The organism is Algoriphagus sp. Y33 (assembly GCF_014838715.1).
Classification (GTDB): domain Bacteria; phylum Bacteroidota; class Bacteroidia; order Cytophagales; family Cyclobacteriaceae; genus Algoriphagus.
Genome location: NZ_CP061947.1, coordinates 3957138 through 3970142 on the forward strand (window position 1 = coordinate 3957138; position 13005 = coordinate 3970142).

Consider the following 13005-nt stretch of genomic DNA (forward strand, 5'->3'; position numbering starts at 1 on the left):
AGCTTCTTAACGGTACAGATCGTATGTAGTTCAAGAAGCGGTTCGAAAATTATGAAAAGCAGCCCTAATTCCATAAGGTTACCCTATATTTTTACAATTACCCTACTATTTACAACTTTTGTATTTAATTCTTCGGTCTATTCTCAAGGATTTAATGACAACGAGTGGATTTTTGGCTATTGTGACGGAGCGACTGAAAACAATTACCTGTCCTTCGGTAAAGGCAATACCGCTACAGTCCAGTCAATTCCGGGCTCGATTGTCTTCACAGAAAACAATTCTGCTCTTGCGATTGATCCTATTACAGGACAGCCCTTTTTTCTCACGAATGGAGAGCTGGTTTATGATTTCAGCCAAAATCCCATTCAGGGTGTAGGCTCAGGGCTGAATGGAAATATCGATGGTTTCCAGCAAGTTGCGACGGGATTCTTAGAATATGATCCCGATGGCGTTAAACTCTTCTACATCTTTTACCTTTCCTTGGGCGGGGATCTGCAGTATGCTGTGGTGGATATGAATGCTCCCGGGCAAGCTTCCGGAAATGAAAGACCTTTGGGTGAAATCACCTCCAAGGACAATGTGATCGGAAATGGTTCCGGCGTAGTGTTGGTTGTAAAAACCTCAGCTTCACCTTCCTATTTGATAAGTTTTGATAATGGAAATTTAGTTTCCAGAAGTATTGGCTCAGGCGAGGGTAACTTCACAAATACTGACAATCAAACCATCTCCGGAACACCAAAAAAAATTGTATTTAATGAAGAAAATAATCAACTGATTATTGTTCCTGAGTCTGAAAGCGATCCTATTCTAGTCATGGACTTTGATACGGGTGGAGGTACATTTGGATCACCTACTCCCCTCGCCCAATCTACAGGGGCAGGAGCTTATGGGGGGGCTGAATTTTCACCGGATGGAGAATACATCTACTATTCGGCAGGGAATGACTTGTTTAGAGTACGAACCGATGATCTTTCAGCCACTCCGGAAGCAATACCAATCGAGGGCTCAGGCACTCCACCTTCAGGAATTTCCGTTGTGCATGACCTCAAAGTCGGACCGGACGGAAGTCTCTATTACCTATACGAAGAAGTGGCAGGCGGACCTCAGCTACTGGGGAGGGTTACGAATCCGGATGAAGAAGACGCAGATTTATTGGAAGTCGAAGAAGATCCATTCAATGGAACTGATTTCTGCGGCACGGTATTTCCCACCTTTGCCCCAAATGCGGATATAGACCCTACGGTCGATTTCACATGGTCTCCCGAAGAACCTTGCGCCAATAATCCTGTTCAGCTTACTTCCGAATTAACACCTGAAAATTATAGACCTGTAAGCTTTGCTTGGGAATTTGATCCTCCGCTCACTGACTCTACGGGGAATGCGCTTCCTGCAGATTATTTTCAGGAACATTTTTTAATTCCGGCAGACGCCGCTGCCGGTGAAAGTGTCAATGTAACCTTAACGGTGACGTTTGCAGATGGCGAAACCAAAACCGTCAACAAAACTATCACGTTGACGGAAAATAATCTAGAAGCAAATTTTTCTCCCCAAGACACCACACTCTGTGAAACTTGCCTTGATATAGCCCCGTTGCTCACCGCCCAAGATCAAGGTGGGGACGGTGAAGGCGGAGCTCCGGGAGGTGGAGGCGGTGTAGGTGGAGGCCAGGGAGGAGATGACAATTACGAATATTTCTGGTCTAACAAGCGGGATGAAGGCTGGGGACCAAAAGGGACAAATCAAGTCTGTAGCCCTGGACTATATTGGGCTTTGGTCCGTGAACCGGGCTCATCTTGCTACGCATATGCTGAGATCCGGGTAAAAATGTGGGATGTGGATGACCAGACGAATAATATATGGTACTTTGGAGATGGTGCCGGGCTCGACTTCAATCCTGATCCAGATGACCCCGACGCCCCTACTCCAAGGCCTATAGCCTCTCCCCACCCACAAAACATCCCCGCAGGGACCACGACAATTTCCGGGCAGGACGGACAGGTACTTTTCTTTACAGACGGACAATCTGTCTGGGATCTCAATGAGAACTTGATGGAGAATGGCAATGACATTGGCGGAGACAATTCAAGCAGCCAAAGTGTGCTCGCCGTACCCGTGCCCGGAGAAGAGACGCTCTTTTACCTGTTTACTTCGCAAGTATCTGCAAACGGAAACAATGAAGCTAAGTATTCACTTGTTGATATCAAATCCGAAAATCCAACAGGAGTAGGCAATGTGGTCACCAAGGACAATTTCCTCTTCAGTCCATCCACTGAGCATACTGCAGCACTGGATGCCGGAGACACCACCTGGGTAATGTATCACGAATTGGGTAATAATACCTTCAGGGCTTATCCCGTTTCTGAAAATGGTATTGGACAGCCCGTGCTCAGCTCAGTAGGCAGCGGTCATGGATTTAATTCAGGTGTGGGTGCGATGAAATTCAATTCGGATGGAGACCAACTGGCAGTGACGATCTCTGAAGGTGGCTGTAACAAGGTTGAGATCTTCGATTTTGACAGTGCTACCGGGGAAATGAGTGAATATGCCCGTCTTGACTTGGGCTGTGATGGAGAAGTGTACGGATTGGAGTTTTCGGAGGATGGGGAGCGAGTTCTGGTATCTTACATAAATGGAGGGCCTGGAATAGAAGAATTTATCATTAAAGCCAGCGAAAGTGATGACCCTGATGCAGCCGTCTGTCCTTCATGCTTTGAAGACGCTAGTACCAGAGCGGAGATAGAAACCTGTATACTCGACAATAAAAACACACTAAGCAATGTCCCTACTAACATAGGAGCCCTACAGATTGGCCCAGACGGTCAAATCTATGTGGCCGTAGTTGGAGACAATAGAATTGGGCAAATCAATGTAGGGTCGGGTTGTAATTCTGAGAGTACCTTCACGCAGGATGGAGTCGATGCCATGCCTGGAACGTCCAATTTGGGACTTCCATCCTTTGTGCAGAATTCCGGAAGCTCCATACCGGAACCCAGTCTAGCTGCTCCTGCCAGACTTTGTCTAGATCCGGAATCGGGAGCAGGAGCACTACTCGAAGGTGGTGGTGAACCTGATATAGACAGCTATTTCTGGACTATTACCAATTTAGACGACGGCACAGTAATCCAAAACAACTTTGGCGGACCCGGAGAAGAATTCCAGAATCTAGATCAGATTTTCAATAGTCCAGGCAACTATCTTGTAGAACTTCGTGTGGATAGATGTGGTGACGCCACCTATTTTGAGGCAAGCACTGAGATTTTGGTAGAAGCTCCGCCTGAGCTGACCTTAGTCGATGATGCGACACTTTGTTCGGGTAATCCAGTTACCCTTACTGCCATTGATGGATATGATCCTACAGAGGGATTATATGATTTTGAATGGACCAATGCCGCCGGACAAGTTTTTGGTGATGAAAATTCAAATGAAATCACAGTAGATGAAGAAAGTATATATACAGTAACTGTAAGCTATCGACTTCCTGAAGGTCTGTCGGAAGAAGAAGCTGAATTGTACGAAACCTGTCCGGCTACAGCAGAAATCTTTGTGGGACCTGCATTTGAATTTGAACTTACGCAAACAGCCGAGGAAGTGTGCTATGAAGAAACTTCAGTAATCTTTGCACCCGACACCCCAATCAGTGGCGAATGGTTCTATGAGTTAAATGGCGACCCCGATAGAGTACCTCTTGGTGAGTTCTTTGAATTGGAACTTTGGATTAATGAGTTGCCTGGCCCCGGACAATATGAAATTATCTTTGTTACGGAAGATCCGATTTTGGATGGGTGTGCGGTTGAGAAAAAATTAGATTTGCTGGTCAATGAATTGCCACTTTTCACGGTTCAAAGTAATGCTGCGGAAGATTGTGCAACTGCCGACGGATCTTTTGAAATCACGATGCAATCGCAGGCCAGTCTTGTCACTGTCCTAGACGAAGGAATAAGCTTTACTAATGTAAATCAAGGGGATGTGCTATCCGTCCCGGATTTACTTCCCGGTCTTTACGTGATCGAAGCAGAAAATAGTACCGGCTGTTTTTATACGGCAACCGCAACTGTCGAAAACAACGATCCTCCAACAGGATTTGAATACACAGTCACCACTTCCGATGAGGTATGCGGCGCTTCCGGGGTAGAAGATGGGTTGATTTCTATCAACTTCACTTCTTCTCCTCAATCGGGAACCTTCACTGCAATAAGACAAGGCGACGGACGGGTTTTCTCAAGAGATTTTGATAGCCAAATTCTGGTAGAATTAGCTCTTCCTCATGGAGAATATGCTGTTGAAGTCACGGATCTTAATGGCTGCGCCATTCCAGCCCCTACGGTTTACACCATTGCCCAGAAATTCGAGGTGGTCTTCTCCGTGCCCACAGACTTTACAGCCTGCGGAAACTTCACTTTTGCCCCTACGTCTCCTGATGAATTGAATTACACAATGGCTAATTCTTCCGGAACTGTCATTACTCCGGATACAAATGGAGAATTCACCATCACTGAATCTGACACTTACACAGTACGGGGAATGGATCCAACCGGAGAGAACTGCCCACGGGAAATCATCATTAATGCAAACATTACACAGTCCATAGATTTCGAAGTATCACCTCCCATCGTAGATTGTCAGGTAGGAGTGCAATATGAAGCAATTCTAGACAACGCAGATCCTGCTGATGTGCTTTTCCTTTGGAAAAATGAACAAGGGATAATCGTGGGAAGAAGACAAACTTTTGTTCCAAGCATAGCAGGAGATTATACCTTGGAAGTTCAGCCTTTAGCGGGTGGGCTATGCCCGGTGGACAAAAAGGAATTTACAGCTGAAATCATCTCAGAGCGGGTTGATGTCAGTCTTGATATTGTTCCATTCTGCGTAGATCAGACAAGCACGACGATTACGGTAGATGCGGATCTGACCAATGTAGCTGATTTCGAATGGTATTCTGTGGTAAATGGCACGCGAACACGAATTCCATCTTTTAATGGGCCTATTATCGAAGTGTCGCAGGAAGGAACTTACGAAGTACTGCTGAGAAGTAGTGCTGGCTGTGATCTTGGCCGTGCCAACGGTGTGGTGGCCAAATCCATCATAATCCCACCAGTAGTGCCTGAAGGTTTCACTATATGTGCTATTGAAGGAGTCACTCAGTCCATAAATCCAGGTACCTACGATAATTATTCCTGGAAATTAAATGGTGTGGAAGTATCACAAGAGTCTGTATTCACTCCAAATGAAGGGGGAATCTATGAACTCACTGTTTCTGATAATTTGGGCTGCGAATACATTTCAACTATTGAGGTGGTGGAGGATTGTTCCTTGAAAATCATCTTCCCGAATGGTGTGGTATTAAATGACCCAAACAGGAATTTTATCCTCTATGCAAACGAATACATAGATGATATCGAAGTCTATATCTATAACCGCTGGGGTGAGCTCATCTTCTATTGTACCCATGAAAACATTGAACCCAATCAAGCCTTTTGTCCTTGGGATGGTCAAGTTAGAGGAGAATTTGTGCCAAATGGAACATATGCCGTAGTAGTGAAGTTTACCAGTGAAAACCAAAACAAAAGAGAGAAATTAACCAAAGCAATTACAGTAATTCAGTAGTCATACGCCATGCTCTTGAAAACGTAATCTTGACTTTCCTTCCTTTGCTAGGCCCAACGAAGTCACGAGCGAACACAAACTACTTTCAAAAGAAAATCTCCTCATGCTAATCCTTATTTCACCGGCGAAAACGCTGGATTACAGCACCCCAAATTTCGCAGAATCTACCCAACCTGACTTCCAGAATGACACGCATACGCTGGTAAGAATCATGAAAAAGAAGTCTGCCAAGGAAATCAGTGAACTGATGCATATCTCTGATAATTTGGCTGAGTTGAATGATGAGCGCTTTAAGAATTTTCAAAAGGATTTTACGAGCGAAAATGCAAAACAAGCCATCTTGGCCTTCAAAGGAGACGTATATACCAAAATTGATGTAGATGCCTATTCAAAGGAGGATTTTGATTTTGCCCAGAACCACCTAAGAATCCTCTCAGGCTTATATGGATTGCTGAAACCTTTGGATTTGATCCAACCTTACCGTCTTGAAATGGGCATCAAACTGAAAAACAGAAAAGGTAAGAACCTCTATGAATTTTGGGATAAGAAAATCGCAAAAGCCATCAATGAGGCAGCAAATAACCAACCCATAATCAACCTTGCTTCTCAAGAATACTTCAAGGCTGTTCATCTGAAAACCTTAAAAACTCCGTTGATCAACATCGAATTCAAGGAATTTAAAGACGATAGCTACAAAATAATTGGCTTCTTTGCCAAGCAAGCCAGAGGCATGATGAGCAATTTCGCCATCAAAAATAAAATTACAGATCCTTTACAATTAAAGACATTCAATGAGGCCGGATATGAATATTCCGAGAAATTAAGTGATGAAAACAATTGGGTTTTCGTGAGGTGATAGCACAAACCACTTGTTCACTGGGACTTAAACAAAAGAACTGTTTTTTCACCTATATAAAATTGTAACTTAGGGGTAGTTAATAAAAGTTTATAACGCCTATTTTGACCCCAGCTTCACTAAAAACAGTGGCAGTAGCCATGCTGTTCTTATTTGTGTTTTTTGTTGCTGATGCATCATTGGATCACATTTACAGGAATACGTATACTTCAGTTGATACGCGGTTATCACCAAATGAGCCAGATCTAATTGGTCCGGATAGGCTTTGCAATGTTTTTGGGAGTGTAAGGGGAACTTTCTCAGGAGCAGGAGAGCCGGGAAGAGATGTCTACAAATGGACGATCATAGCCCCTGATGGCCGCGAACTTTTTACAAGAGCCTTTGGAGATTTCCCGACAATCGAGTACACTTTCGAATTATTGGGAGTTCATAAGATCCAACTTGAGATACAACGGGGTGGAATTTCTCAGGGATCTATTGAAAAGGAAGTAGCAGTAATCCAAGGCCCTATCCTTACTTTAGAAAGGAACTATCAGCTCTGCGGTGAGCAGACATTGGATTTACAGGCTATTTCTCCATCCAGCCCGGATTTTTCCGGTTACACATTTGAATGGACAGATGAATCAGGAAATATTATCGGTTCCGCCAATGATTTAACAGTAGATTCTGCAGGTAAATACACCGTGAAATTTTATTTCACTGATTCTGAAGGGGTTCGGGGATGTGAAACTTCTTTTGACACCGAAGTATCTATTCAGGGATCTATATCACTTTCCCAAAGTTCTTCTGTTCTCTGCTATGACAGTGAAATTATATTTGAGACAGTCCCACCGACCTCAGGTCAATGGTTTCTTACATTTCCGGGAGCAACGGACCCAACTCCGATAACAACAGGCTCTGATTTGACCGTTATTCCCCAAATGGACCTCAGCATGTACGGAACCTATGAAGTAACATTAATCATAAACAACGCCGGAAATCCTTCTTGTTCTCCAGAACTGTCGGCCTTTTTTGACTTTTATGCAGAACCGAAACTATCCCTAATCGCTACCACAAATGCGAGCGAATGCCTTGTACCTGATGGCGAATTAACACTCTTAGCCGAAACCGACATAGAACAACTGAGCATAGAAAGTCTAGGGCTAAGTTTCGGTCCATACAATTCCGGAGAAACCATCGTTATTCCCGGGTTAAAGTCAGGAGCGTATACCTTATCCACCATCTTAAATGGATGTGTAAGCTCTATGGGAACTGTAGTTCCCTTACAAAATCCTCCATCAGCTTTGGAATTCTCTATAGAAAATATAATTCCTGAATCGTGTACTGATACCGGAAAACAACCCGGTTTTTTTGATGTAAACCTACTGAATGGAGCAACCACAGGATTTTACCGCATCTTAAATGAGCGTGGTGATGAAATCAGAAATACGGAATTGCCTTCCCAAAACCCCTTCACAATTGAACTTGGCGGGGGAAAATATTTCTTTGAAATCAGAAATGAAAATGATTGTGACCTTCCCAGCAGTAGTTTCATAGAAATTCCTGCCATTCCCCAGACAAACTTTTCTGTTCCTGAAGAATTGACGATATGCCAAACTTTCAATTTTATACCTGAAACTGAAGAAAACCTTTTATTCACACTCACAGCTCCTTCCGGAGAAAAAACAATAAAAAATGCAGGAGAATCATTCACCATTACGGAAGCGGGTGAGTATACCATAATTGGCATTCTTCCCGATCAAAATGAGATATGCCCCCGCCTAAAGACATTTGAAATAAAAACAACAGAACCGGTTTTATTCGAACCTGTTCTCCAAGACGAAGATTGTATCATCGGCAACAGGATATACGGAGCGGAAATCAGCAATGCGGATCCCTCATCAGTCAACTATTATTGGAGAAATGAACAGGGAGACCTTATCGGAACGGGAAGCCAATTGCTCCTCGCCCCTACCTCAGTAGGCACTTTCTCATTGGAGGTACAGCCAAAAGAAAGCGAAGCATGCCCTATAAGTCCTAAGGGATTTAAAGTAGATCCCCCGGTACTTTCCGTTGAGGCGTCAATTACATCCACTTTGCTTTGTGAATTTGGCCCTGAAGCCATTGTTGAATTAACCACCACTTCCCCTGAAGCAGTTACGACTATTAAATGGCGGAGATTTAATGCCGCCGGAGAAATAGTGGAATTGGATTTTGATAACCAATGGGAAATAACCACAAGAATCGGAGGGATTTATGAGGCTTCAGTGTATAATGTCAACACTGCTATCAACAAGAATTGTGAGCTTGGAAGAGTTACTTTCCATCTGGATCTGACCCCTGAGAAAGTTGCCTTTGATATCCCTGAGTTACTGAATATTTGCGACTTTCACGAGCTCACACCGGATACCGACCGGGAGCTGGAGTTTTTTATAACAACCCCATCGGGGGATGTTTTGGAAAGGTCTTCAGGGCAACCCATCACCCTAGACCAAGCTGGGATTTATACTTTTCTGGCCTTTGACACAAATAGCCCACCCACTTATTGTCCCGAGCAAAAAGAACTTACCGTCACATTGGCTGATGCTGTTGATTTTCAACCAATACTCACTGAAGAATTTTGCGATGGCAGTAAAATATATCAAGCATCGATCAGTAATTATCCCCTAGAAGAAGTAGAAATTTCGTGGAAAGACGAACAAGGAAATGAAGTGGGAAGTGGAGAGTTTTTGACCGTAACTATTCCGGGAGTGTATACATTGGAGGTGCAACCTTCAGGTGTCATCCCCTGTCACATCAGTCCAATTCCTTTTGAAATAGCACCGCCTGTATTTGCTGTGGATGTAACATTGATAGCAGACCCTCTATGTCCGGATGCTCCCTCTGCTAATATTCGCGCCGAGGCTGACTTCAGCTCTGTCGCTACAATAGAATGGTGGTATACCTCTCCTGAGGGTAGGCAATCAGAATTGGTAGAAGAACGTAATAAAGAAGAAATTTCAGCCGTCAACGAAGGCACGTATGAAGTACGCTTATTCAACCAAATCCCATGCAGCCTTGGTCTGGATAAAGTACTCCTTCTAAGAAGCGCTGACACCCTCCGTCCCAGTGTAGAGGAAACCTATCAGATCTGTCCTAAATACGAAATAGCTCCCACGATTAATCCAGGCTCTTTTTCTGTCTACGAGTGGTATTTTGAAAACCAACTTATATCTACCGCCCCCGGGTTCAAGCCACTTTCGGTGGGAGATTATCGGCTAATAGTTTTCAGTGAAGAAGGCTGTGCTTATCAGGCGGATTTCACCACTGAGGAAGAATGTGACCTTAAGGTAATATATCCCAATGCTGTTCAGCCCGGAAATCCTGACAAAGAATTTTTGATTTACACTAATTATCTTATTGATGAACTAGACTTGGTAATACTCAACAAATGGGGCCAAGTGATTTTCCAATGCAGTCAAAGCAATCTAATCTCTGAAGAATACACTTGTACCTGGGATGGAACATATAATGGAAAAACTATCCCCAATGGAAGCTATGCACTACGGGTGAACTATAAGAATCATTCCAAAAACATCTCTAAGTCCGAATTTGGCTCGATACTGATCATAGATTAGCAGCCTAGACAAATACCAAACTGGTTTGGAACATTTTTTGACCGACCGTCCTAATACCAATCCATTGACGACAGGTATTGTTATCTTTGTACGCACCCTAATTTGATTTCATTGAAACCCTATTGCCAATTTCCCAAAAGGAATATTTGGATGATTTTGAGTTGGATTTTCTTTACTCTTCCCCCACTGCTCACCTGGGGGTATGTAAAAAACCCAATTAAACCCGAAACTACCTATTCTACAATTAACGCCGCGGAATTCACCGGCCCTACTGACCTATGTCTTGTTCTAGGCTTAGCAATCGGTGATTATAGCATCTCTTCTCCGTCGTCAGGAGAATATACATGGCTACTACAGGAGCCTGATGGGAATACCACCACCGTAGCCAAGGGAGGAGCAGGCAGTATAAGCACGATTCAGATTAGATATACTAAGACAGGCACCTACCAAGTAATCTTGGAAGAACGGCTTAATCCGACAGCCCCACCCACGACAACTAGTATTGCAGTAGAAGTGTCCTCGGGACCAACTATTATCCTTAAACCTGATTACCTTGTATGTGGGGAAAACATCCCCACTTTGCAGGCCATGGATTCTTCTGATTCTGACCTAGGGAAATATGAATTCACTTGGGCAAGAGATGAGGAATTTTCATCTGTCGTAAAGGTAGGCGTGGGCAGTACGGGAAATGAGTTTATTCCAAATGATGAAGGATTTTATTACGTTAGACTAACACCAACGGGTTCAAATGCAGTTTGTCAAGCAACTGCCTCTACTTATGTTGGTCCGCCGGTAGATTTTCGGTTTGTCCAAAACAACGAAGAAATCTGTGAAGAAGAAACTGTCAGGATAGGACTGGATACGCCCATCAGTGGAAGATGGTGGTATAGACTTCAGGGAGAGGCTGATAAAATAGAGTTAGGAAGCAGCTATGCAGTTACCCTTGGCAATACACAATTCACTGAGTCCGGCGTCTATGAAATAGGCTTTATCGCAAACGACCCGGATTACTCATGCCCTTCTGAAAGGATCACTACAGTAAGGGTAAAGGAAGGCCCTAAATTAGAAACGGCGGACATAATACGTCCTACAGTGTGTGGAGCAAATGACGGATCTTTTAAAATTATAGTGGAGAAAGATTTGATCGCTTTGAGGGTTTCAGAACTAAATCTCGATTTGGGGGCACAGCCTGCGGGAGCAGAAATCACCGTCCCTGATCTTGAAGCTGGAGTCTATACCATTGAAGCTGCTAATACTGAATGTGAGGGATTTTCTTTCCATGCATTGAACCTTTCGGCCTCACTTGACGAAACAGAAATAGTACCTTACAAAGAAGAATGCATTTTGAACGGCACCAATGTGGGGAAAGTAGAAATCACTTTTCCAAATGGGGATGTCACCGGAGAATATCGAATACTTTCCGGAAATAGCGGCATTTCTATTTATGGGAGAATAGAGGATGGCGATTTCCTTACTGTCGACGATCTCCCTGGTGGAATCTATTTCTTTGATTTCGAGCATGATGGCAATGAATGCCATCCTCTGATCAAAACCTTTCAAATAGATAGGCGAAGAGATGTTCCTTTCTACCTTCCTGAAGTCATTAATATTTGTGAGACCTATGACTTGGATTTACAATCCGACATAGGTCTTATCTTCACATTAACTCAACCAGACGGAACAGACCTTACGGCAAGTTCCGGAGGATCACTTGCTGTCTCTCAAGAAGGCCTACATAGCTTATATATTGAACCTATAGATCCAGATAGCGATTACTGTGCTGTGGTCAGAGAATTCACCCTTGATGTACTGGACAGTCAGGTGATCTTTGATTACGAAGTTGTAGAAGAAAACTGTGCAGGAGGTCAAAGATGGAGCGCAACAGTGGAAAACCTAAGTAGTGAAGATGCCATATTCCGATGGTATAACAGCTCCTCCGGTGAAATTGTGGGACGTTCACAGGAATTTCTTCCGGCTGAATTTGGGGAAGTATATCAGTTGACAGTCCAGCCTAGGGGAATGGCTGCGTGTCACCCTGCCCCGCTCGACATTCAGTTTACCCAGCCCATTTTAAACGTGCCTGCCGAACTGAGTTCTGAAGAGGAGTGCGGCGTATATTTCCTAAACCTGGAGGTTTCCGAAAATGAAGATCAAGTTACATGGATTGAGTGGTTTTTATTTTTGGAAGACGGGAGTAATGAAAAATTGGCTGAGGGGACCGGTCTATATGAACTATCTGATGATCGTGAAGGGATTTATGAAGCGATACTTTATCGCGACAAGCAATCGGGTGACCGCTGTGAAATCGCACGTGTCCATATTCCCATTGAAGCTAGCGTATCTACCCCTAGACCGGATATGGAAGACTCTTACCCATTTTGTTCAAAAGGAAACGGGATTCCTGCAATTGGCGCAGGAGAGTATGAGTCTTACACCTGGCGTTACCTTACGGGGGATGTAATAGTGGGCACTGACCAAACTTTCAATCCATCCCAAGCAGGACGTTATGAATTGACCGTGCTTTCTGTGGAAGGATGTATTTACACTGAGGAATTCAGGGTCTATGATGTTTGCGATGTTGATTACGTATTTCCAAATGCAATGATAGTCGGTGATCAAAACCGGGATTTTAGGGTAACTGTCAGTGAAGGAGTATCCGAGGCCGAACTGTATGTGTTCAACTCAACAGGAGAGTTGATTCATCATGACCTAGAAACTGAAATAGGCTTTCAATCCCCTATACTAATCTGGGATGGAGCAATTAACGGAAAACCTGTTCCGCAAGGAACCTATGCTGTGGTTCTAATTTTGAAAAACCCTGAATATGGTTTGGATGAAAAAGTCACCGGATCCCTTTTGGTTTTGGAATAAACGGGTAATTCCGCAGAACATTTTTTATCAGCGGGAAAGTTGAATGCGATATTTTTCCTATTTTTCCACCTTTGGAAT

General features: G+C 43.7%; 4 protein-coding genes. All 4 read left to right on the forward strand.

The annotated features are described in order from the left end of the window. Positions 1–51: 51 nt before the first annotated feature. The 4 genes from ID165_RS15890 to ID165_RS15905 all read left to right on the forward strand — a co-directional run bounded on the left by ID165_RS15890 (position 52) and on the right by ID165_RS15905 (position 12927). On the forward strand, positions 52–5604 hold the full coding sequence (locus tag ID165_RS15890) for a gliding motility-associated C-terminal domain-containing protein (RefSeq protein WP_192345883.1): 5553 nt from the start codon (positions 52–54) through the stop codon (positions 5602–5604). Between the two features lie 103 nt (positions 5605–5707). After that, complete coding sequence (gene yaaA / locus ID165_RS15895) at positions 5708–6460, forward strand: peroxide stress protein YaaA (protein WP_192345885.1); 753 nt, start codon at positions 5708–5710, stop codon at positions 6458–6460. A gap of 104 nt (positions 6461–6564) precedes the next feature. Then, positions 6565–10056 carry a gliding motility-associated C-terminal domain-containing protein gene (locus ID165_RS15900; protein WP_192345887.1) on the forward strand — a complete coding sequence of 1164 codons (3492 nt, stop codon included), beginning with the start codon at positions 6565–6567 and terminating at the stop codon, positions 10054–10056. A 111-nt stretch (positions 10057–10167) separates the two neighbouring features. Beyond that, positions 10168–12927 carry a hypothetical protein gene (locus ID165_RS15905; RefSeq protein WP_192345889.1) on the forward strand — a complete coding sequence of 920 codons (2760 nt, stop codon included), beginning with the start codon at positions 10168–10170 and terminating at the stop codon, positions 12925–12927. Positions 12928–13005: the final 78 nt, after the last annotated feature.

Excerpts from the sequence above, each read along its gene's own strand:
- ID165_RS15890 (WP_192345883.1), top strand. The coding sequence starts at position 52 with ATGAAAAGCAGCCCTAATTCCATAAGGTTACCCTATATTTTTACAATT.
- yaaA (WP_192345885.1), top strand. The coding sequence starts at position 5,708 with ATGCTAATCCTTATTTCACCGGCGAAAACGCTGGATTACAGCACCCCA.